This is a genomic window from Embleya sp. NPDC056575 (genome assembly GCF_042793325.1).
GTDB lineage: Bacteria > Actinomycetota > Actinomycetes > Streptomycetales > Streptomycetaceae > Embleya.
Genome location: NZ_JBHTVA010000064.1, coordinates 38,875 through 60,578, shown reverse-complemented (window position 1 = coordinate 60,578; position 21,704 = coordinate 38,875). Strand labels below are relative to the sequence as shown.

The window sequence follows — 21,704 nt, the reverse complement described above, 5'->3', positions numbered from 1 at the left end:
GCCGTCGCGCACACACCCGTGCGCGACGGCGGCAGACTCATATCCGGCGTCGAATCCCCCGAAACACCCCGAAGCACCGGCACCATCGGCACCACCGACATCCCCGAAGAGGCCCGATGAGTCACCCCGTTCCCGGCTCCACCCCCCGAACCCGCATACGCCGCCTGCCCGATCACGCCGTCGAGGACCGGGCCGCGCTGCACGCCGTGCTCGACGCCGGCCTGGTCGGCCACCTCGCCATCACCGGCGAGGACGGTCAGCCGTTCGTCCTGCCCGTCGCCTACGCCCGGGACGGCGAGCGGGTGTTGATCCACGGCTCGACCGGCAGCAGACTCTTCCGCGGCCTGGCCGCCGGCGCGCCGACCTGCCTGACCGTGACGCTGCTCGACGGCTTGGTGCTGGCCCGGTCCGCCTTCGAGTCGTCGATGAACTACCGCAGCGCGATGGTGCTCGGCTCGTGCACGGTGCTCCCGGACGCCGAGAAGGTCGCCACCCTGGACCTGCTCACCGACCGGCTGCTCCCCGGCCGCCGCGGCGACCTGCGCCCGCACTCGACCAAGGAACTGGCCGCGACGCTCGTCCTCGCGCTGTCCCTGGACGAGACCTCGGTGAAGATCTCGGCCGGGCCACCCGACGACGACGAGGCCGACCTCGACACCCCGATCTGGGCCGGCACGGTCCCGATCACCGAGCACTTCGGCACCCCCGTGCCCGCCCCCGACCTGCGCTTCGACCTCCCCGCGCCCAACTACCCGAGGACGTGGACCCGATGACGGGCGACTACCGCGACGTGTCCCTGTGGTTCGACACCCTCGGCGAGGACGTCACCGCGCGCCCCGCGCTCGCGGGCGACCTGGACGTCGACGTGGCGATCGTCGGCGCCGGCTACACCGGCCTGTGGACGGCGTACTACCTGGCCCGGGCCGACCCCTCGCTGCGGATCGTGGTGCTGGAGCGCGAGGTCGCCGGCTTCGGCGCGTCCGGCCGCAACGGCGGCTGGTGCTCGGCGCTGTTCCCCGCGTCCATCGCCAAGGTGGCCCGCGACAGCACCCGGGAACGCGCGATCGCCCAGCAGCGGGCGATGCACGCGACCGTCGACGAGGTCGGCCGGGTGGTCGCCGCAGAAGGCATCGACTGCGACTTCGACAAGGGCGGCACGGTCGTGCTGGCCCGCACCCCGGTACAACTGGCTCGCGCGCGCGAGGCGGTCGCCGGGGAACACGCATGGGGCTTCGACACCTCCGACGCCCGGCTGCTCGACGCCGCCGAGGCGCGCGCGATGGTCGGCGCCACCGACGTGCTCGGCGGCACCTACACCCCGCACTGCGCGGTGCTCCACCCCGCCAAGCTGGCCCGCGGCCTGGCCGCGACGGTGGCCGGCCTCGGCGTGCGCATCCACGAGCGGACCCCCGTGCTCTCGATCGAGAACGGCGTCGCCGTCACCCCGCACGGCCGGGTGCGCGCCGACGTGGTGGTCCGCGCCACCGAGGGCTACACCCCCGAACTGGCCGGCTTCCACCGCGACCTCGCGCCGGTCTACTCGCTGATGATCGCCACCGAGCCGCTGCCGAAGGCCTTCTGGGACGAGGCGGGCCTGGCCCGCCGGGAGAGCTTCAGCGACATGCGGCACCTGATCGTCTACGGCCAGCGCACCGCCGACGACCGCCTGGCCTTCGGCGGGCGCGGCGCGCCGTACCACTTCGGCTCGAAGGTGCGGCCCGAGTTCGACCGGGACGAGAAGGTCTTCGCCGAACTGCGCCGGGTGATCACCGAGTTGTTCCCGGCCGTCGCCGACGCGCGAATCACCCACACCTGGGGCGGCCCGCTGGGCGTGGCCCGCGACTGGTACGCGAGCTGCGGCCTGGACCGCGCCCGCAGACTGGCCTGGGCCGGCGGCTACGTCGGCGACGGCGTGGGCACCGCCAACCTCGCCGGCCGCACCCTGGCCGACCTGATCCGCGACGAGTACACCGACCTGACCCGGCTGCCCTGGGTCCGTCACCGCTCGCCCCGGTGGGAGCCGGAGCCGCTGCGCTGGATCGGCACCAATGTGGGCCTGCGGGTGATGGCGGGCGCCGACGTCGAGGAGCGGCGCACCGGGCGCGAGTCGCGCCTGGCGCAGGCGTTCGGCCGGTTCCTCGGTCACTGAGCCGGGCCGGTCACCCCGTTCCCCCTCGGATGACGCGGCGCCAGGACTCCAGGTGGTCCGGCGCCGCACCCGCCTTGAGCAGGAACTCCGCCGCGGAGCCGTGCCGCTCCTCCAGCACCCGCAGGAAGGTGTCGATGGACGCCCGCGCCGCACCGCGCATCGCGGGCGCGACCGGATGCGACGGGTCGATCCGGGGCTGGCGCGGCAATCGGTCGATACGTTCGAACATCTCCACGAGATGCGTCTCGGTCTCGGTGTAGTCCGCGATGATCGCCTCGCGCTCGACCCCGGCGACCGACAGGAGCAGGGCGACCAGGATCCCGGTCCGGTCCTTGCCGGCGGTGCAGTGCACCAGCGCCGGCACCCCGCCGTCGCCGGCCAGGATCTCCAGCGAGCGTACGTACGACTCGCCGCCGCGCTCTGCCATCCGCATGTAGAGCAGCCCGGCCCCGAACTCGTCCACACTGCCCAGGTCGATGTCGTCGTCCAACTCCAGACCCTGGGTCTGCCCGGCCGACACGTCGCCGATCGCGGCCCGGTCGGCGGCCAGCGCGGAGCGGCGACCCAGCAGCGGCAGCCGGTGCCGGACCACGCCCGCCCACTCGGTCACGGGCAACCCCTCGTGGTCCGAACGCAGATCGAGCACGTGCCGCACGCGATAGGTGTGGATCAATCGGTCGACCCCCTTGGGGGTGAGCAGATCCGGGGTCTCGGACCGCATCAGTACCCCCGTTCGAGTGACACCGCCGCCGATCAGCGGTAGGTCGCCGATGTCGCGGGCATTGAGCAGATCTGGAAGATCGAGTCGGCGGTTCATGTGCACCCCGTTCGGAACGCGTTCGAGACACCTGTTCGCCTCATCATGATGTGTGCGAACTCCCGCCGACAGGGCTCCCCGAGTCAGGGGGTTTGTCGCCCGTGCCGAAACCACGTGCCGCGACGCTCGTTGGAGGAGAACGGGTGGCAACGAACACAACTCTGCGGGAGGTGTGCCATGTCCCTGTCGTCCCGCGCAACCGGACCCGCCGACCGGCGCGCCGTCGCCGACGCGCCGAGCGCCCCGCCCGACAACGACGTGCTGCGCGCTCACGGACTGACCCTCACCCAGGGGCCCCGCACGTTGCTGCGCGACGTCTCGGCCGCGGTCCGCGCCGACGAGACGTTCGCGATCACCGGGCCCGACGGCGCCGGCAAGTCGGCGCTCCTCGCGTGCCTGTCCGGCGTGGTCGCCCCCGACGCCGGCGAGGTCTGGTTCAACAGCGGCCCGATGCACGTGCTCGACGAGAAGGGCCGCGTCGCGCTGCGGCGCCGGCACTTCGGCCTGGTCGACGGCCGGACCCGGCTGCTGCCGGAGTTGACCGTCGCGGAGAACGTGGCGCTGCCGCTGCTGCTGGATCGCACGCGCCGCACCGAGGCGTTCGCGATCGCCCGGCACTGGATGGAGCGGCTCGACGTCACCGAGCACGCCGAGTCCCGGCCGCCGGGCCTGGGACCGGCGCTGCTGCGTCGGGCGGCGGTCGCCCGTGCGCTGGTCACCCGACCGGCGGTGGTCTTCGCGGACGAGCCGGCGCACGGCCTGGCCGGCGCCGAACTCGACCATCTGATGCGGATCCTCGTCTCCGCCGTGCGCTCGCACAAGATCACCCTCGTGCTGGCCACCGCCGATCGGCGGGTGGCCGCGCACGCGGACCACGGCCTGGTCCTGCGCGAGGGTCGTCCCGACCCGCGCGCGGAGGGGTGGTAGGCCGATGTCCGGGGCCGGCGCACGGGTCCTGCGCGACGCGTGGCACGGCGCGTCCCGGGTCGACGCGGCGCGAGTGCTGGCCGGCGCGGCGCTGGCGGGCAGCGCCACGATCGTGCTGCTGTGCCTGCTGGCCTGGGCCCGCCCGAGCGGGGGCGCGGCACCGGCGCCGACCGGTCCGCTGCTCGCGGCGCTGCCGGTGTTGGCCGCCGTGGCGGTGCTGACCGCGGTCGGCACCCGGCTCGCGGTCCTGCACCGGCACGACCGGGCCGATCGGGACCGACACGCGCACGCCGAGGCCGCCGAGGGGCCGCCGCCCCCGGGGCACGGGACCGGGCCTGGAACGGGGCCCGGAACGGGGCCCGGATCGGAGCGGGGGGCGGTCGCGACGGAGGCGGCGATCACGGCCCTGGTCGGCACGATCGCCGGGATGCAGGCACACCTGGTGCTGCGCTCGGTGCGGCATTCGCTCCCGCCCGCGGTGCGCCGACTGCTCGCGGTGGGCGCCGAGGTGCACTGGCCGGGCCTGGCGGCGCTGCTCGTGGTGGTGCCCACGATCGCGGCGATCGCGGCGGCGAGCGCGGTGCGGGCGCCGTCGGCCCGGTCGTTGCCCCGGGTGCCGCCGTACGTCGGGCCGCTCCTGGTGCTGGCCGGGCTGCTCGCGCAGTACCTCATCGACGACCCGGCCCGTCCGGAGCAGTTGCCGCACGGCGCGCTGCCGGCGGCGGTGGGCGGATACGCCGCGGTGCTGATCGGAGCGGCGCTGACCGTGCCGTGGTTGGTGGCCTGGCTCGGCGGCGGATGGGCGGCCCGGGCCGGTCGGGTCTGGACGTTGTGCGCGGCCCGGCGGATGGAGGCCGGCGCGCACGACCTGGCGCTGCCGCTCGGCCTGACCACGATCGCGCTGGCGGTGGTCACCACCGGCCGGCTCGCGGGCGAGCGCACGCCGGTCCGGATGGCCGACGCGCCACTGTTCCTGACCGTGGCCACGGTCTCGCTGTGCGCGGCGGCGATGTTGTTCGCGGTGGTGGTCGAGTACGGCCCGGCCCGCCGGGAGACCTCGCGGACCCTGCACTCGATCGGCGCGGCCACGCCGACGGATCGCCGCGCGGCCCTGGTCGCCCTCGCCGTCCCGGTCCTGGTCTGCGTGCCGACGGCGATCACCGTCGGCGCGCTGGCGGCCTGGCCCGCACACGAGGGCGCCAATCCGTTCCCGACGGTGTCCACCCGCACCGCGCTGCTCGGCACGGTCTGGGCGGTCGGCCTGCTGGTGGCCGCGCTGATCGCGGCGGCGGCGGTGATCCTGCGGGACGAACGACCCCGGCGGCGCCGCCGGGCCTGAACCCCGGCCATAGGAAGACACTCGGATGTAAAAAAACCCTCGGACATGCGAAAACACTCCGAGCCCGGCGCGGCGTCCCCTTCCGCGACGGGCTCGAAGTGCTTCTCGTCTCGGGGGCCACGCGACCCCGAGCCGTGCGCCGGATCGTGTCCCTTCGACCGGCGGCTTGGGCGTGCCACCGTCGGATCATTCGAACGGGGGGATCAAAGGATCCGACGGCCTGGCACTGAGATCAGTCTGCCCTGTGCGGCCTAAGGATCCGATAAGGATTCGTTACCCGTTCTATATCGCCGCGCCGCGCACCCGTGACCTGCACCGATTGTCCCGCTTGCCGGCTGTGTCCCCGTCGATCGGCGGGCCGGCGTGGGCCGCCCGCCGATCGCGCCGGGGGAATCAGACCTCTGCGGCGGCGAGCTGCCCGCACGCGCCGTCGATGTCGCGGCCCCGGGTGTCCCGGACGGTGACCGGCACGCCGTGCTTGGTCAGCAGCCGGACGAACTCCTCCTGGCGCTCGGCCGTGGAGGCGGTCCACTTCGACCCCGGGGTGGGGTTGAGCGGGATCAGGTTGACGTGCGCGTTGTGGTTCTTCAGCCGACGCCCGAGCAGATCGGCCCGCCAGCCGTGGTCGTTGATGTCCTTGATCAGCGCGTACTCGATGGAGACCCGGCGACCGGTGACGCCCTCGTAGTGCCAGGCGGCGTCCAGCACCTCGCGCACGTCCCAGCGGGTGTTGACCGGGACGAGCGTGTTGCGCAGCTCGTCGTCCGGCGCGTGCAGGGACAGGGCGAGGGTGACCGGGATCCGCTCCTCGGCGAGCTTGTACATCGCCGGGACCAGGCCGACCGTGGACATGGTCACCGAGCGGGCGGAGATACCCAGGCCCTCGGGGCTCGGGTCGACCAGCCGGCGCACCGCGCCGACCACGGCCTTGTAGTTGGCCAGCGGCTCGCCCATCCCCATGAAGACGATGTTGCTGACCCGGCCCGGACCGCCGGGCACCTCGCCGCGCGCGAGGGCCCGAGCGCCGGCGAGCACCTGCTCGACGATCTCGCCGGTGGACAGGTTGCGGGTCAGACCCGCCTGGCCGGTGGCGCAGAACGGGCAGTTCATCCCGCAGCCCGCCTGCGAGGACACGCACATCGTGACCCGGTCGGGGTAGCGCATCAGGACGGCCTCGACGAGGGTGCCGTCGAAGAGCTTCCACAACGACTTGCGGGTGGCCCCGTCGTCGCAGGAGATGTCCCGTACGGAGGTCATCAGCGAGGGCAGCAGCGCCTCGGCGAGCCTGGCCCGGGTCGCGGCGGGCATGTCGGTCCACTGCTCGGGGTCGTCCGAGAGGTGACCGAAGTAGTGCTTGGACAGTTGGGCCGCGCGAAACGGCTTCTCGCCCAGCTCGGCCACCGCCTCGCGGCGCTCGGCGAGGGTGAGGTCGGCAAGGTGGCGCGGCGGCTTCGAACGACGCGGCGGCGCGGTGAAGGTGAGTTCTCCAGGTTTGGGCATGGCTCGTCCAGTGTCGCAGGTGTACGGGCGGGGCCGGATCCGACGGGTTCCGAAGACCCGCCCGGCCCCGCTCCGTGCGTCTGCCGGGCCTGTCCGGAAAGGGCCGGATCAGGTCCGGGTCATACGAATACGGCGAGCAGCAGCCACACCACCGGGGCGGCGGCGAGCAGCGAGTCGAGGCGGTCCATCACACCGCCGTGACCGGGCAGCAGACTGCCCATGTCCTTGACCTTGAGGTCGCGCTTGATCATCGACTCGGCGAGGTCGCCGAGCGCGGACACCGCCGCGGCCGCGACGCCGACCACGGCGCCCTGCCACCACGCGCCGTCCAGCATGGACACCACACACAGCGCGCCCGCGGCGGCGGCCAGGATCACGCCGCCGGCGAAGCCCTCCCAGCTCTTGCCGGGACTGATCGTGGGCGCCATCTTGTGCCGGCCTCCGGAGATCACCCCGGCCGCGTAGGCGCCGGTGTCGGCGCACACCACCAGGATGATGAAGGTCAGCACCCGCTTCGCGCCGTCGTCGTCGCCCAGCATGAGCACCGCGAAGCCGGCCAGGAACGGCAGGTAGAAGACGGTGAACACACCCGCCGTCATGTCCCGCAGGAAGTCCTCGGGGCCCTCGGTCATCCGCCAGATCATCACCGCCACGGCGGTCAGCGCGGTCGCCACGGCCAACCCCTGCGCACCGCGCGCGTAGGCGGCGATCAACATCGCCGCCGAGCCGACCGCCAGCGGGATCACCGGAATCTTGATGCCCCGCCCGACGGTGGCGCCCTGTGCGGTCCGCCCGGCCGCGTCGGCGACCGCCTCGGCCCGGCCGAAGGCGCCCGCCAGCTCCCACAGTCCGACCAGGACCGCGAGCAGCACGACGCCCACGAACAACACCTGGACGGTGAGCAGCGAGGCCACGATCACCCCGCCGAGGGCGACGCCGACGCCGATCGCCTGGGGCAGGTTGCGTCCGGCCTTGCCGACCGGTTTCGCGGGTTGGTCCCCGGTCACCCCGCGGCCCCCGCGTGGCGCCTCGGCGTACGCCGGATCCCGTCGAACGGGCTCCTCGTGGAACCGCCCGCCCGCGTCGGATTGCGACCCGTCGTCCGGGTCGTGACCCGCGATCGGTGAGAGCACCTGCGTGTGGTCATCCTGTGTCCGTACCCCGACGCCGGCGGGAGAGTGCTGCTGCGCACGAGTGGCGCCGCCGCCGTGGCCGCCGGACCGTGCCGCATCGTAGTGGGCCGGTTCCTGACCGTTCGGCGCGTCCGGGACCTGCTCCGGCCACGCGCCGTACGACCCGTACGGGTCGTGGCCGGGCGGCAGATCGGGGTGCGCTCCCGCGGACGGATCGGCCGGCGGCGTACCGCCCCAGGTCGAGTCGTTCATCAGACTTCGAGCAGCTCGGCTTCCTTGTGCTTCAGCAACTCGTCGATCTGCGCGACGTACTTGTGGGTCGTGTCGTCGAGTTCCTTCTCGGCGCGACGCACCTCGTCCTCGCCGGACTCGCCGTCCTTGACCCGCTTGTCCAGCGTGTCCTTGGCCTTGCGGCGGATCGACCGCAGCGAGATCTTCGCATCCTCGCCCTTGCTCCGCGCCACCTTGATGAACTCCTTGCGGCGTTCCTCGGTGAGCTGCGGGAAGACGACCCGGATGACCTTGCCGTCGTCGGTCGGGTTGACCCCGAGGTCGGAGTCGCGGATCGCCTTGACGATCGCGTTCCTCGAACCGCCGTCGAACGGGGTCACCAGGACCATCCGCGGCTCGGGGGTGGTGAACGACGCGAGCTGGTTCACCGGGGTCGGCGAGCCGTAGTAGTCCACGAGGATCTTGTTGAACATGGCCGGGGTGGCCCGGCCCGTGCGGATCGCCGCGAAGTCGTCCTTGGCGACCACGACGGCCTTCTCCATCTTTTCCTCGGCCTCGAGGAGAATCTCGTCGATCATGTCGGCTCCTGTCCCGGTCCTGTCGCCGTCGATCAGCCGTCGGTACGGCTGACCAGGGTGCCGATCTTCTCACCCCGCACGGCGCGGGCGATGTTGCCCTCGACGAGCAGGTTGAAGACGACGATCGGCAGTTCGTTGTCCATGCACAGGCTGATCGCGGTGGCGTCCGCGACCTTGAGCCCGCGGGCGAGCACCTCGGCGTGATCCAGACGATCGAACATGACCGCGTCCGGGTTGGACTTCGGGTCGCAGTCGTATACGCCGTCGACGCCCTTGGCCATGAGCAGCGCGACCGCGTCGATCTCGAGCGCACGCTGGGCGGCCGTGGTGTCGGTGGAGAAGTAGGGCATGCCCATACCCGCGCCGAAGATGACCACGCGGCCCTTCTCCAGGTGTCGCACGGCGCGGCGCGGGATGTACGGCTCGGCGACCTGGCCCATCGTGATGGCGGTCTGCACGCGGGTGTCGATGCCCTGCTTCTCCAGGAAGTCCTGGAGCGCCAGGCAGTTCATCACGGTGCCGAGCATGCCCATGTAGTCCGAGCGGGCGCGGTCCATGCCGCGGATCTGCAACTCGGCGCCGCGGAAGAAGTTGCCGCCGCCGATCACGATGGCGACCTGGGTGCCGCGGCGGACCACGTCGGCGATCTGGAGCGCGATGGTCTGCACGGTGTCGGGGTCGACACCGAGGGCCCCGCCGCCCGCGAACGCCTCACCGGAGAGCTTGAGCAGCACCCGGCGCGCGTAGGGGTTCGGCTCGTCGCCCTCGGCGGACGACGAGGAGGCCGCCTTCGTTTCGGTTTCCTGCACGGTTCCCTCCACGCCTTGCGGCCTCCTCGCCATACTGCTTTTCACTGCGTTCATGCCTACTACATGCCCCGGCCGCGTTCACTTTCCGGTCGGGGCGGTGCCACAAGTGGCGATCAGACGCCGACCTTGAAGCGGGTGAAGCGCTTGACCTTGACGCCGGCCTCGTCCAGGACCTTGCCCACGGACTTCTTGCTGTCCTTGGCGAACGCCTGGTCGAGCAGCACGTTGTCCTTGAAGTAGCCGGTCACCCGGCCCTCGACGATCTTGGACAGGGCGGCCTCGGGCTTGCCCTCCTCGCGCGCGGTGGCCTCGGCCACACGACGCTCGGTCTCGACCGTCTCGGCCGGCACGTCCTCGCGGGCGAGCACGGTGGGCGAGAACGCGGCGATGTGCTGCGCGACGTCCTTGGCCACCTCGGCGTTCGCGCCGTCCAGCTCGATCAGCACGCCGATCTGCGCGGGCAGGTCGGGGCTGGTCTTGTGCAGGTACGCGGCGACGAAGCCGTCGGCGTACTGCGCGAAGCGGTCGAGCACGATCTTCTCGCCGAGCGTGACGTTCGCGTCGTCCACGAACTGCTGGACGCTCTTGCCGGCCTCGATCTCGCTCGCGAGCAGCGCGGCGATGTCGGCGGGCGCGGTCTTGGCGACGTGCGCGGCGATCGCGTTGGCGGCCTCGATGAACTTCGGGCTCTTGGCCACGAAGTCGGTCTCGCACTTGAGCTCGACCAGGACGCCGGAGGCGTTGCCGTCGAGCAGCGCGACGACGGCGCCGTTGGACGCCGAGCGGCCCTCGCGCTTGGTGACGCCCTTCTGGCCCTTGACGCGAAGGATCTCGACCGCCTTGTCGACGTCGCCTTCGGCCTCTTCGAGGGCCTTCTTGCAGTCCATCATGCCCGCGGCGGTGAGCTCACGGAGCTTCTTCACGTCCGCGGCGGAGAAGTTCGCCATGTCCTGATTCTCTCGTCTCTCGGTCAGCGGCCCGGTTGCCCGAGCGACTGCGGGTGAGGGTGTCGCCCCACCCGATGAAGGTCAAGGGTCCGTGCGGTATTCCGACACATACGGGGACATACGGGATGCGTACGCACCGTGATCGGGTCCCGGCACAGGGCGAGGGGTACGCCGGCCTGGCCGTCGTACCCCTCGTTCCAGGGTCAGGCCTGCGGGTCGGCCTCGGCGGCCGGCGCCTCGGCGGCGGCGGCCTCGACGGCCGGCGCCTCGACGGGCTCGGCCGCGACGTCGGCCTCGGTCACCGAGCCGGACTCGACGACCTCTTCGGCGGCGGGGGCGGCCTCGTCCTTCTTGCCCGCCTCGAGCAGCTCGCGCTCCCAGTCGGCGAGGGGCTCGCCGGCGGTGGCCTTGGTGTCGGCGGCGGCGCCACCGGCACGCGACATGAGACCGTCGGCGACGGCGTCGGCGATCACGCGGGTGAGCAGCGTGACCGAGCGGATCGCGTCGTCGTTGCCCGGGATCTTGTAGTCGACCTCGTCGGGGTCACAGTTGGTGTCGAGGATCGCGACGACCGGGATGTGCAGCTTCCGGGCCTCGCCGACGCCGATGTGCTCCTTCTTGGTGTCCACGATCCACACGGCCGAGGGCACGCGCTGCATGTCGCGGATGCCGCCGAGGGTCTTCGACAGCTTGTCCTTCTCGCGCTTGAGGACGAGCAGTTCCTTCTTCGTCATGCCCGAGCCGGCCACGTCGTCGAAGTCCAGCTGCTCGAGCTCCTTCAGGCGCTGGAGGCGCTTGTAGACGGTCGAGAAGTTGGTCAGCATGCCGCCGAGCCAGCGCTGGTTGACGTAGGGCATGCCCACGCGCGTCGCCTGCTCGGCGATCGCCTCCTGCGCCTGCTTCTTGGTGCCGACGAACAGGATCGTGCCGCCGTGGGCGACGGTCTCCTTGACGAACTCGTAGGCGCGGTCGATGTACGACAGCGACTGGAGCAGGTCGATGATGTAGATGCCGTTGCGCTCCGTGAAGATGAAGCGCTTCATCTTCGGGTTCCAGCGGCGGGTCTGGTGACCGAAGTGGACGCCGCTTTCCAGCAGCTCCCGCATCGTGACGACGGCCATGGCCGTACGCTCCTTGGACTCTCGTCCCGGCGATCGAGCCCGGGACTCTCGGTTGTGTCGTGACGACGGGTCGCCGTCACGCCTGACGCCCGCGACACCACGCCGAGGTCCTTGCGGATTCCCGGACCGAGAGGTGTCCCCATCGAGTCCCGCTCACTGGCGTCTCGCCATGCGGGACGTCGGCGGCTCGAAGGTGGGCGCGCGAAGTCGACCCGGAAGGCCGGGCCGCTCCGGGAAGTGTACGGGACCGGTACGCGGCCGGGCGACTCGCCTTCCGGCCACCCTTTTCCACCGCCTCGTCGGCTTGTATACCGGCTTTTCGCGGCGTATCGCACTTCGACGATCGACGACCGCTTGTGGACGAAAAAGTTGTCTACGCGCACGGGACGGCTGTTTGTCCACAGGCCGACGCGGAGCGGCGCCCGCGGCGGGCGCGGGCGGTGAGTCTGGGCGCATGAACGATTCGAGATCGGTTCGCGGGCCCGCCGTGATGGGTCTGCTGCTGCTCACCGCCGTGGTGTCGACGGTCGCATCGCCCCTCGCCTCCCCGGCGCCGCTCGCGTCGGGGGCGGCGCGGGCCGCGCCGGAGGTGCGGCGCTGGGTGTGGCCGCTGGATCCCCGGCCGGTGGTGCTGCGCGGGTTCGAGCCGCCGGCGGCGGCGTGGCTGGCCGGGCATCGCGGGGTGGATCTGGCCGCGACGGTGGGCCAGTCGGTGCGCGCGGCGGGCGCGGGGGTGGTGGTCTTCGCCGGCGCGGTGGCCGGGCGCGGGGTGGTCACCGTGCGGCACGGCGACGTGCGCACCACCTATGAGCCGGTGCTCGCGTCGGTGGCGGCGGGTCGGGTGGTCGCGGCGGGCGAACCGATCGGGGTGCTGACGCCGGGGCCGTTCCATCTGCCGGTGCCGTGTCTGCACTGGGGGTTGCTGGTGCCGGGGTATCACGACCCGCTCACGCTGCTGCGTCGGGCGCGGGTGCGGTTGTACCCGAACCGCCCGGGCTCGGGCTCGTCGGGTTCGGCGGGCTATGCGACCCGGGCGACGCCGCCGAGCACCAGGGCCAGGGTGGCGGACGCGGCCTCGGCGGGGTCGGCGCCGCACTCGATCCGTCGGACCGCCGCGTCGACCATGCCCTGGACCAGCGTGGCGACCAGCATCGGGTCCCGGTGGCCGAGCGCGGCCAGCGCGTCCACCACCAGTTCGACGATCCGCCCGTGGGCGGCCCGGATGCGCTCGCGCGCGTTCGCGTCCAACTCGCCGGTGGAGATCGCGACGACGACGCGATGACGACGATCACCGACCAGTTCCAACTGGCGCGCGACGTAGGCCGCGATCTTCCGCGCCGGGTCGTCGGTCGCGCCCATCGCGTCCTCGACCTCGGCCACCCACGCCGGCAGGTCGACGGCGCACAGCTCCTCGACCACGGCCGCGCGCGAGGCGAAGTATTCGTAGAGCGAGGAGCGGGCCAGGCCGGTGCGTTCGGCCAGGGCGGGGAAGGTGAGCGCGGCGAAGCCGCCCTCGTCGAGCAGGCTCCGGGCGGCGTCGAGCAGCGCGGCGTGCTGCATCGCACGGTGCTCGGCGACGGAGGAGGCTCGAATCTTGGGCATCCCCTCACTGTACGACGTCACCGTGCGTGCCATCGGGGAGCTTGCCCGATTCCCCGGTCAGCCGCCGGAGTGGTCCAGTTCGGCGTCGACCGGGGGCAGCGCGCACTCGGGGTCGTCGAGCCAGCCCTCGGGCAGCACGACGCGCTTGCCGCCGGCGGTGCGCCCGCGCGGGCCGTCGGCGCCGGTCGGCCACGGCTGGTCCAGGTCGAGCTGCCCGAACCAGTCGTCGAGTTCGGCCAGGCTGCTCGCGGTGGCCAGGCCGCGGCGGATGGTGCCGCCGACCGCGAAGCCCTTCATGTACCAGGCGACGTGCTTGCGCAGGTCGGTGACGCCGTGGGTCTCGTCGCCGATCCACTCGGCGAGCAGCACCGCGTGCCGGCGCATGATCGTGGTGACCTCGCCCAGGGTCGGTCGGGCCCGGTCGGCGCTGCCCTCGAAGGCGGAGACCAGGTCGCGGAACAACCAGGGGCGGCCCAGGCAGCCGCGGCCGACCACGACGCCGTCGCAGCCGGTCTCGCGCATCATCCGCAGCGCGTCCTCGGCGTCCCAGATGTCGCCGTTGCCGAGCACCGGGATGTCGGTGACGACCTCCTTCAGCCGCGCGATGGCGGACCAGTCGGCGGTGCCGCCGTAGTGCTGCTCGGCGGTGCGGCCGTGCAGGGCGACCCAGGTGACGCCCTCGTCCACGGCGATTCGGCCCGCGTCGAGGTAGGTCAGGTGGTCGTCGTCGATGCCCTTGCGCATCTTGATGGTGACCGGCACGCCCCGCGCGTTCTTGACCGCCGAGCGCAGGATGTCGCGCAGCAGGTTGCGCTTGTAGGGCAGCGCGGAACCGCCGCCCTTGCGGGTCACCTTGGGCACCGGGCAGCCGAAGTTGAGGTCGATGTGGTCGGCCAGGCCCTCGTCCACGATCATCGCGACCGCGCGGCCGACGATGTGCGGGTCGACCCCGTACAGCTGGATGCTGCGCGGGCGCTCGGTCTCGGCGAAGCGGATCAGCCGCAACGTCTTGGCGTCCCGCTCGACCAGCGCGCGGGTGGTGATCATCTCGCTGACGTACAACCCGGCCGGGCGCGCGGTGGTGGCCGCCTCGGCCTGCTCCTGGCACAACGTGCGAAACGGCGCGTTGGTGATGCCGGCCATGGGGGCCAGCACCACGGGCGGCCGAATCCGCGCGCCGCCGAAGGCGCCCAGGCGCAGCGGCGGCCACGGGCTGCCGGTGGCGTCGGGCGTTGGTGCGTCGGCGGGTGCCATGGACGGTGCTCCAGGAGGGGTGCGGGGATGGATCCGATCCATTGTCCCCCACCGGGAAAAGTGGTTTCCGGGTGTCGTCGGGTCCTGGCAGCATCGCGGGCATGACCTCCGATTCCCCGCCGGCGTCCGCCGGGGCCGCCGCCGAGTCCGACCGTGAGCCGCTCGATGTCGCGTCCCTGATCCTGCGGGCCCGGCAACAGTCCCGGCTGCAGTACGTCTTCTTCTGGGGGCACCGCGAGCCGATCCGGGGCGTGGACGCGAGCTGTCTGAGTCAGTGGTATCCGTCGCCGTTCGAGGTGGACGGGATCACCTATCGCACCGCCGAGCACTGGATGATGGCCGGCAAGGCCCGGATGTTCGCCGACGCCGACGCGGAACGCCGGGTGCTGGCGGCCGCTCACCCCAAGACGGCCAAGACGATCGGGCGCCAGGTGCGCGGTTTCGACGAGCAGCGGTGGGTGGACGAGCGGTTCGAGTTGATCGTGGGCGGCAACGTGGCCAAGTTCGGGCAGCACCCGGACATGGGCGCGTTTTTGCTGGGCACCGGGCGGCGGATCCTGGTCGAGGCCAGTCCGCTGGACCGGATCTGGGGCATCGGGCTGGCCGCCGACGACGAGCGGGCGGGCGATCCCGAGCGCTGGCGCGGGCTGAACCTGCTCGGCTTCGCGCTGATGGCGGCCCGCGCCCGGCTGGCCGACGCGGCCGGCTCCGGCATTTCGACCGGCTCGACCGGCTCGCCCGGCTCGACCGCGTCGGCCGGAGGGCACGATCACGCGGTGTCGGAATCCGCTCCTGCGCCGTCGTCCGGATGAACTAACCTCCGCACATGAGTGCCTTCCCGCCCCCGCAGCCCCCGAACGGGCCCGGCTACGGCCACGGGCAACAGCCGTACGGACAACCGAACAACGGCCAGTCGGCCTACGGGCAACAGCCGTACGGACAACAACCGTATGGGCAACAGCCGTATGGACAGCAGCCCTACCCCCAGCAGTACGGCCAGGGTTACGGCCAGCCGCCGCCTCCGCCGTCGGGCCGGCCGAAGTGGCTGGTTCCGACGGCGGCGGTGGTGGCGCTCGCGGTGATCGGCGGCGGGGCGTTCTTCTTCCTGTCCAAGGACAAGGACGACGACAAGAAGCCCGCCGCGCAGACGTCCCCGAGCGGCCCCGCCAACGGCGGCTCGTTGCCGGCGACCGGCGGTTCGCCCGGACCGAACGCCGACGAGCCCAAGGGGTTCCAGTCGGCGCCGCCGCCGAACAACTCGGCCATCGACGACCTGTCGACCGACAAGTTGTCCTTCACCACCGACTACTTCTTCAAGGACACCGCCGAGTTCCAGGGCCGCACCGGCGCGAAGTATCGGCAGCTGAGCAGCGACGACTCGGCGGCCAAGGACTGCTCGAAGGTGATCACGGCCGGCGGCTCGGCGGTCACCCAGAACGGCTGCGTGGGTGTGCTGCGCGGGTCGTACAAGGACTCGGCCGGGAAGTACGCGGTGACGCTGTCGGTGATCTCGATGCCGAACAAGGAGAAGGCCGAGGCGGCGAAGAAGGGACTGGGCACCATCGCGCTGTCCAATTCCCCGATCGCCTGGCTCCAGCCGCCGGCGTCGAGCGGGGTCACCTTCAAGGACGGCTCCGAGCACGCGGCCATCGCCACCACGACCGGGCGCTACGTCCTGATCCTGGACATCGGCCGGGCCGACGGCGGGCCGATGAAGGGCCAGGGCGAGGAGGCCTCGAAGGCCGCGGGCAGCGTACTGAACGACCTGAACTACCGGATGGCCGACCGCATCGTGGCGGGCGTCTTCAAGTAGTTCGCCGAACACCCGGATCGCGGAGCACCACGACCGACCCGGGACGCACGTGAGGGGCGCCGTCCGAGACGGCGCCCCTCACGGCGTTCACCCGGCCCACGGCCGGTTTCGGGTCAGCAGCCCGGCAGGCGTGCCGCGAGATAGCCCACGACCTGGTCGAGCGACACCCGCTCCTGCTGCATCGTGTCGCGCGAGCGCACGGTCACCGCGTTGTCCTCGAGCGTGTCGAAGTCGACGGTGATGCAGAACGGCGTGCCGATCTCGTCCTGGCGGCGATAGCGACGGCCGATCGCACCGGCGTCGTCGAAGTCGCAGTTCCAGTATTGCCGCAGGTCGGCGGCCAGGCTCCGGGCCTTCGGCGACAGGTCGGCGTTGCGCGACAGCGGCAGGATGGCCGCCTTGACCGGCGCCAGGCGCGGGTCGAGCCGCAGCACGGTGCGCTTTTCCAGCTTGCCCTTGGCGTTCGGCGCCTCGTCCTCGAAGTAGGCGTCGAGCAGGAACGCGAGCATCGCCCGGTTCAGGCCCGCGGCCGGCTCGATGACGTACGGGAACCAGCGCTCGTTGGCGTCCTGGTCGAAGTACGACAGGTCGGTGCCCGACTTCTCCGAGTGGGTGCGCAGGTCGTAGTCGGTGCGGTTGGCGATGCCCTCCAGCTCGGAGAACTCCGTGCCGCCGAAGTTGAAGCGGTACTCGATGTCGACGGTGCGCTTCGAGTAGTGCGACAACTTCTCCTTCGGGTGCTCGAAGAAGCGCATGTTGTCCGGGTTCAGGCCGAGACCGATGTACCAGTCCCAGCGCTGCTGCATCCAGTATTCCTGCCAGTGCTCGTCCTCGCCCGGCTTGACGAAGAACTCCATCTCCATCTGCTCGAACTCGCGCGTGCGGAAGATGAAGTTGCCCGGCGTGATCTCGTTGCGGAAGCTCTTGCCGGTCTGGGCGATGCCGAACGGCGGCTTCTTGCGCGAGGTCTGCTCGACGGCCTTGTAGTTGACGAAGATGCCCTGGGCGGTCTCCGGGCGCAGGTAGGCGCGGCCGGACTCGTCCTGGGTGGGGCCGAGGAAGGTCTGCAGCAGACCGTTGAACATCTTGGGCTCGGTGAAGGTGCCCTTGTTCCCACAGTTGGGACAGGTGATGTCGGCGAGGCCGTTCTCCGGCAGCCGGCCGCGCTTGGCCTCGTACGCCTCTTCGAGGTGGTCGGCGCGGTAGCGCTTGTGGCACGAGGTGCACTCGGTCAGCGGGTCGACGAACGCCTCGACGTGACCGGACGCCTCCCACACCTCGCGGGCGAGGATGACCGAGGAGTCCAGACCGACGATGTCGTCACGCGAGGTGACCATCGTGCGCCACCACTGGCGCTTGATGTTCTCCTTGAGTTCCACGCCGAGGGGACCGTAGTCCCAGGCGGCCCGCTGGCCGCCGTAGATCTCACTACAGGGGTAAACGAAGCCTCGGCGCTTGCTCAGGCTGACGATGGTGTCGATCTTGTCGGCGGCCACAATGCTCTCTTCGGTGCGACGATGCGGGCAGTGACAGTGTCGGCACAGGCTACCGGCGCGCTGGTCACCCCCGTAAATCGATAACTGCCGGCCCGGGTCCGCCACGGTTGGCCCAAACCCGTATTATTGACAACGATTGTCATTCTAGTTGAGAATCATTGTCATGAAGATATGCCGCTCCGCCCCGGTTGCCCTGCTCGCGACCGCCGCCGCATCCGCCCTGCTGCTCTCCGGATGCGCCGGCACCGACGACGCGAAGGCGGACACCGGGGCGGGTGCGAAGGTGCGGGTGATCGCCGCGTTCTACCCGATGAAATTCGTCGCACAGCAGGTCGGCGGCCCGCATGTGAAGGTGACCAACCTGACCAGGGCCGGGGCCGAGCCGCACGACCTGGAGCTGACCCCCAAGCAGGTCGGCGCCGTCTCGCAGGCCGATCTGGTGGTCTATCTCAAGGGCCTGCAGCCCGCCGTGGACAAGGCGATCTCGCAGAACAAGCCGAAGCACATCGCCGAGGCGAGCCGGTTCGCACCGCTGGAGGAACACGGCACCGAGGTACAGGGTGCCGAGGACGAGCACGCGGGCCACGACCACGCCGACGCCGAACACGGCGACCCGCACGTGTGGCTCGACCCGATCCGGCTGTCCGCGATCGCGACCGGTGTGGGCGAATCGCTCGCCGGCGCCGATCCGGCCAACGCCGCCGACTACCGCGAGCGCGCCGCGGCGCTGGTGGCGCGGCTGAAGACCCTCGACGGCGAGTTCACCGCCGGTCTGGCCACCTGCGCCCGCAGGGACGTGGTGACCAGCCACGCCGCCTTCGGCTACGTCGCGGAGCGTTACCACCTGAACCAGATCGGGGTGAACGGCGTCAACCCGGAGTCGGAGCCCTCCCCCGCGCGGCGGGCCGACATCCAGCGTCTGGCCCGGGACCGGGGGGTGACCACGATCTTCTTCGAGACCCTGGCCGAACCCAAGACCGCCAAGACGCTCGCCGAGGACCTGCATGTGCAGACCGCGGTCCTGGACCCGCTCGAGGGCATAAAAGACGAGGCGCACGACGATTACTTCTCGGTGATGCGCGCCAACCTGGACGCGCTGCGGAAGGGGCTGGGCTGCTCATGACGGATTCTCGGACCCCGGTCGCCCGGTTGACCGGCGGCACCGCGTCCCTCGGCGGCCGACCGGTGCTGCGCGGGGTGGACCTGACCGTGCGCCCCGGCGAGGTGGTCGCGCTGCTCGGCGCCAACGGCTCGGGCAAGTCCACGCTGGTGCGCACCCTGGTCGGCTTGGTCCCGCTCACCGGCGGCACGATCGAGCTGTTCGGCACCCCGTTCGCGCGTTTTCGCGACTGGTCCCGGATCGGCTACGTACCGCAGCGCACCACGGCCGCGGCGGGTGTGCCCGCGAGCGTGCGCGAGGTGGTCACCTCGGGTCTGCTCGACGGCCGCCGGCTGTTCGGGCCGGGCCGCGAGGGGCGGGCCGCGGTGGACGCGGCGCTCGACGCGGTCGGCATGCGCGACCGCGCCCGCGACGGCATCGCCCACCTGTCCGGCGGCCAGCAGCAGCGAGTGCTGATCGCCCGCGCCCTGGCCCGCCGCCCCGACCTGCTGATCATGGACGAGCCGATGGCAGGCGTGGACCTGCGCAGCCAGGAGGTGCTGGCCGGCACCCTGCGCGGACAGCAGGAGCAGGGCCGGGCGGTGCTGCTCGTCCTGCACGAACTCGGCCCGCTGGAGCCGCTGATCGACCGCGCCGTGGTGCTGCGCGAGGGCTGCGTGTGCCACGACGGACCGCCGCCGCGTGCGGTCGGCGGGCATGCGCTGCCCGGCCACGACCACGTACATCCGCACGACGATCACACCGCGCACCACGCCGGGATGGGACTGCTCTCGTGACGATCCTGGACTTCCCCTTCATGCAGCGCGCGCTGCTCGCGGCCCTGCTCGTGGGCATGACCGCGCCCGCCGTCGGCGTATACCTCGTGCAGCGCCGGCAGGCGTTCATGGGCGACGGCATCGGACACGTCGCGCTCACCGGCGTGGGTCTCGGCTTCCTGCTCAGCACCTCTCCCGTGCTCACCGCGGTGCTCACCGCGTCGGTGGGCGCGGTGTTGATCGAACTGATCCGCGAACGCAGCCGGGTCAGCGGCGATGTCGCGCTCTCGGTGCTGTTCTACGGCGGCATCGCGGGCGGGGTGATGCTGATCAACCTGGCCCCCGAGGGCTCGAACGCCAATCTCCAGTCGTACCTGTTCGGCTCGCTGACCTCGGTCTCGCCCGAGGACATCCGGGTGATCACGATCTTGGCCGCGGCCGTGCTCGTGGTCACCCTCGGACTGCGTCGCGCACTGTTCACCGTGTGCCAGGACGAGGACTTCGCCCGGGTCACCGGGCTGCCGGTGCGCGCGCTGAACCTGCTGCTCGCGGTCACCGCCGCGGTCACCGTCACGGTCGCGATGCGAGTGGTGGGCCTGCTCCTGGTCAGCGCGCTGATGGTGGTCCCGGTCGCGGTCGCGCAGCAGATCTCCCGCACGTTCTCGATGACCGCGGCGCTCGCGATCGTGGTCGGCGTGCTGGTCTCGGTCTCCGGCACCGCGCTGACGTACTACGTCGACGCGCCGCCCGGGGCCACCATCGTGTTGCTCGCGATCGGTCTGTTCGTTCTGGTGGGAGTGCTCGCGACGCCGTTGAATCGGCGCCGGGCCCGACGCGCGGAGGCGGCGGCGGGGGAGGTGGACGCGCCTCGGATCGACGACGTGCGTGTGGACGCGCAGGCCCCCGGCGCCGGCACAATGGCGGGGCAGGCACCCAGCGTCGTCGTCCGGCCCGCACCCATCGAGGAGGCACCCAGGTGACCACCGCTCACGGCACGAGCCCGGTTCGGGGTCGGTCCACCCGGCAGCGCGCCGCCGTCTCCGCGCTCCTCGACGAGATCGAGGACTTCCGCAGTGCGCAGGATCTGCACGACCTGCTCAAGCAGCGCGGCGAGGCGGTCGGTCTGACCACGGTGTACCGCACCCTCCAGGCTCTGGCGGACGCGGACGAGGTCGACGTCCTGCGCACCCAGGACGGCGAGTCGGTCTACCGTCGATGCAGCCGTGGGCACCACCACCACCTGGTCTGCCGCTCGTGCGGGCGCACCGTCGAGGTCGAGGGCCCGGCGGTCGAGCGCTGGGCGAACCGGATCGCCGCCGAACACGGCTTCGGCGACGTCTCCCACGAACTGGAGATCTTCGGCACGTGCGCCCAGTGCGCCGGCACGCCGGACTGATCCCGCCCGCGTCGGCGTCGGGGTCGCCTACCAGCTGCCGCCGCCGCTCGCGCCGGTCGTGGTGCCGCCCCACGTCCCGCCCTCGGAGCACGTGCCCGTGGGCCGCACCGTGGCCGAGCCGACCGGATTCGGCTTCAGCACGTTGAGCTGCCCGGCCGCGATCGAGCCGCCGGACAGGAACTCCGAGTAGGCGAACGTCTTGGTGATCGACTTCTTGCCCGCGGGCACGTCGATCTCCTCCTGCTTCATGCCGCCGGAGGATCCGCCGTAGGAGATGGTGATCCGGCCGCCCCGGTGTCCGTCGGCGAAGGTGATCGTGCCGATGTACGTCTCCATGAACGCGGTCCGGCACCGGACGCCGGCCAGCGTGCCGGGCGTGACGGTCAGGAACACGCCCTTGACCCGGAGGTCCCCGTCGCCGGCCTTGCCGTCCGCGTCGGTGGTCCCGGCCGGCTCGCTCGTCTTTCCCTTCCGGTCGGCGTCCGCTCCCCGGTCCTCCTCCCGGCACGCGGTGGCACCCGATACGAGTGCGCCCACGACGGCCGCCGCGACGACGGCACGACGAATTCCCCAGCCCATGACGATTCCCCCCGATTGGTTCGGCGGATCGTCCTCCCCAGGCGATCCGTCCGCGAACTCACGCTAGGGGAACGGATCCTGCCGCGCCGCCGCGCTCGCAGGACACGAACGCGGCGGTGACCGGACGGTGACATCGTC

General features: G+C 71.6%; 21 protein-coding genes and 1 pseudogene. 11 read left to right on the top strand and 11 right to left on the bottom strand.

The window, feature by feature from the left end; all coding sequences use genetic code 11:
- Positions 1–116: 116 nt before the first annotated feature.
- Positions 117–773 (top strand): pyridoxamine 5'-phosphate oxidase family protein, encoded by a 657-nt coding sequence (locus tag ACFRCG_RS37140; protein WP_380039779.1) that lies wholly within the window; start codon positions 117–119, stop codon positions 771–773.
- Complete coding sequence (locus ACFRCG_RS37135) at positions 770–2,149, top strand: NAD(P)/FAD-dependent oxidoreductase (protein WP_380039777.1); 1,380 nt, start codon at positions 770–772, stop codon at positions 2,147–2,149. Before ACFRCG_RS37140 ends, ACFRCG_RS37135 begins: the two co-directional genes overlap by 4 nt.
- A gap of 10 nt (positions 2,150–2,159) precedes the next feature.
- Here ACFRCG_RS37135 and ACFRCG_RS37130 read toward each other — a convergent pair whose 3' ends face one another.
- On the bottom strand, positions 2,160–2,966 hold the full coding sequence (locus ACFRCG_RS37130; protein WP_380039774.1) for a tyrosine-protein phosphatase: 807 nt from the start codon (positions 2,964–2,966) through the stop codon (positions 2,160–2,162).
- A gap of 177 nt (positions 2,967–3,143) precedes the next feature.
- Here ACFRCG_RS37130 and ACFRCG_RS37125 point away from each other — a divergent pair, with 177 nt between their 5' ends.
- Both ACFRCG_RS37125 and ACFRCG_RS37120 read left to right on the top strand, forming a co-directional pair.
- Complete coding sequence (locus ACFRCG_RS37125; RefSeq protein WP_380039771.1) at positions 3,144–3,893, top strand: ABC transporter ATP-binding protein; 750 nt, start codon at positions 3,144–3,146, stop codon at positions 3,891–3,893.
- Positions 3,894–3,897: 4 nt separating this feature from the next.
- The gene (locus tag ACFRCG_RS37120; RefSeq protein WP_380039769.1) at positions 3,898–5,232 is read left to right on the top strand and encodes a hypothetical protein; all 1,335 of its coding nucleotides are present in this window, start codon (positions 3,898–3,900) and stop codon (positions 5,230–5,232) included.
- A 393-nt stretch (positions 5,233–5,625) separates the two neighbouring features.
- On the opposite strand, the gene rlmN is transcribed toward ACFRCG_RS37120, so the two are convergent.
- The 6 genes from rlmN to rpsB all read right to left on the bottom strand — a co-directional run bounded on the left by rlmN (position 5,626) and on the right by rpsB (position 11,551).
- Positions 5,626–6,732 carry a 23S rRNA (adenine(2503)-C(2))-methyltransferase RlmN gene (rlmN, locus tag ACFRCG_RS37115; RefSeq protein ID WP_380003043.1) on the bottom strand — a complete coding sequence of 369 codons (1,107 nt, stop codon included), beginning with the start codon at positions 6,730–6,732 and terminating at the stop codon, positions 5,626–5,628.
- 119 nt (positions 6,733–6,851) lie between these two features.
- Complete coding sequence (locus ACFRCG_RS37110) at positions 6,852–8,117, bottom strand: phosphatidate cytidylyltransferase (protein WP_380039767.1); 1,266 nt, start codon at positions 8,115–8,117, stop codon at positions 6,852–6,854.
- Positions 8,117–8,674 (bottom strand): ribosome recycling factor, encoded by a 558-nt coding sequence (frr, locus tag ACFRCG_RS37105; RefSeq protein ID WP_380003041.1) that lies wholly within the window; start codon positions 8,672–8,674, stop codon positions 8,117–8,119. Before frr ends, ACFRCG_RS37110 begins: the two co-directional genes overlap by 1 nt.
- 32 nt (positions 8,675–8,706) lie before the next feature.
- Entirely contained in the window at positions 8,707–9,516 is an 810-nt protein-coding gene (gene pyrH, locus ACFRCG_RS37100; RefSeq protein ID WP_078977400.1) for a UMP kinase, read from the bottom strand.
- Positions 9,517–9,596: 80 nt separating this feature from the next.
- Positions 9,597–10,430, bottom strand: coding sequence for a translation elongation factor Ts (tsf, locus tag ACFRCG_RS37095; RefSeq protein WP_380003040.1), 834 nt, complete (start codon positions 10,428–10,430; stop codon positions 9,597–9,599).
- Between the two features lie 203 nt (positions 10,431–10,633).
- Complete coding sequence (rpsB, locus tag ACFRCG_RS37090; RefSeq protein WP_380039765.1) at positions 10,634–11,551, bottom strand: 30S ribosomal protein S2; 918 nt, start codon at positions 11,549–11,551, stop codon at positions 10,634–10,636.
- Between rpsB and ACFRCG_RS37085 the strand changes: the two are divergent.
- Positions 11,550–12,461 (top strand): annotated as a pseudogene (locus ACFRCG_RS37085) (M23 family metallopeptidase); the annotation flags it as partial. The gene rpsB and the pseudogene ACFRCG_RS37085 overlap by 2 nt on opposite strands.
- 110 nt (positions 12,462–12,571) lie before the next feature.
- On the opposite strand, the gene ACFRCG_RS37080 reads toward ACFRCG_RS37085, so the two are convergent.
- Positions 12,572–13,153 carry a TetR/AcrR family transcriptional regulator gene (locus tag ACFRCG_RS37080; protein WP_380039763.1) on the bottom strand — a complete coding sequence of 194 codons (582 nt, stop codon included), beginning with the start codon at positions 13,151–13,153 and terminating at the stop codon, positions 12,572–12,574.
- Positions 13,154–13,210: 57 nt separating this feature from the next.
- Positions 13,211–14,407 (bottom strand): tRNA dihydrouridine synthase DusB, encoded by a 1,197-nt coding sequence (gene dusB, locus ACFRCG_RS37075; protein WP_380039761.1) that lies wholly within the window; start codon positions 14,405–14,407, stop codon positions 13,211–13,213.
- 101 nt (positions 14,408–14,508) lie between these two features.
- Here dusB and ACFRCG_RS37070 point away from each other — a divergent pair, with 101 nt between their 5' ends.
- Together ACFRCG_RS37070 and ACFRCG_RS37065 are read left to right on the top strand one after the other, a co-directional pair.
- Positions 14,509–15,219, top strand: a complete 711-nt coding sequence (locus ACFRCG_RS37070; RefSeq protein WP_380039759.1) for an NADAR family protein — start codon at positions 14,509–14,511, stop codon at positions 15,217–15,219.
- Between the two features lie 14 nt (positions 15,220–15,233).
- Positions 15,234–16,220 carry a hypothetical protein gene (locus ACFRCG_RS37065; RefSeq protein ID WP_380039756.1) on the top strand — a complete coding sequence of 329 codons (987 nt, stop codon included), beginning with the start codon at positions 15,234–15,236 and terminating at the stop codon, positions 16,218–16,220.
- Positions 16,221–16,333: 113 nt separating this feature from the next.
- Here ACFRCG_RS37065 and ACFRCG_RS37060 read toward each other — a convergent pair whose 3' ends face one another.
- A complete protein-coding gene (locus ACFRCG_RS37060) occupies positions 16,334–17,716 on the bottom strand; it encodes a glycine--tRNA ligase (RefSeq protein WP_380003034.1) in 1,383 nt (460 codons plus the stop codon).
- Positions 17,717–17,879: 163 nt separating this feature from the next.
- Here ACFRCG_RS37060 and ACFRCG_RS37055 point away from each other — a divergent pair, with 163 nt between their 5' ends.
- Genes ACFRCG_RS37055 through ACFRCG_RS37040 form a run of 4 tightly spaced genes read left to right on the top strand, consistent with a single transcriptional unit; the run spans position 17,880 to position 20,987 of the window.
- Positions 17,880–18,839: a metal ABC transporter substrate-binding protein gene (locus ACFRCG_RS37055; RefSeq protein WP_380039753.1), complete on the top strand. Its 960-nt coding sequence runs from the start codon at positions 17,880–17,882 to the stop codon at positions 18,837–18,839.
- Positions 18,836–19,612, top strand: coding sequence for a metal ABC transporter ATP-binding protein (locus ACFRCG_RS37050; protein ID WP_380039751.1), 777 nt, complete (start codon positions 18,836–18,838; stop codon positions 19,610–19,612). The genes ACFRCG_RS37055 and ACFRCG_RS37050 overlap by 4 nt, the downstream gene beginning before the upstream one ends.
- Positions 19,609–20,571: a metal ABC transporter permease gene (locus ACFRCG_RS37045; protein ID WP_380039749.1), complete on the top strand. Its 963-nt coding sequence runs from the start codon at positions 19,609–19,611 to the stop codon at positions 20,569–20,571. The genes ACFRCG_RS37050 and ACFRCG_RS37045 overlap by 4 nt, the downstream gene beginning before the upstream one ends.
- Complete coding sequence (locus ACFRCG_RS37040; protein WP_380039747.1) at positions 20,568–20,987, top strand: Fur family transcriptional regulator; 420 nt, start codon at positions 20,568–20,570, stop codon at positions 20,985–20,987. Before ACFRCG_RS37045 ends, ACFRCG_RS37040 begins: the two co-directional genes overlap by 4 nt.
- A 27-nt stretch (positions 20,988–21,014) precedes the next feature.
- On the opposite strand, the gene ACFRCG_RS37035 is transcribed toward ACFRCG_RS37040, so the two are convergent.
- On the bottom strand, positions 21,015–21,566 hold the full coding sequence (locus ACFRCG_RS37035) for a hypothetical protein (protein WP_380039745.1): 552 nt from the start codon (positions 21,564–21,566) through the stop codon (positions 21,015–21,017).
- Positions 21,567–21,704 lie beyond the last annotated feature (138 nt).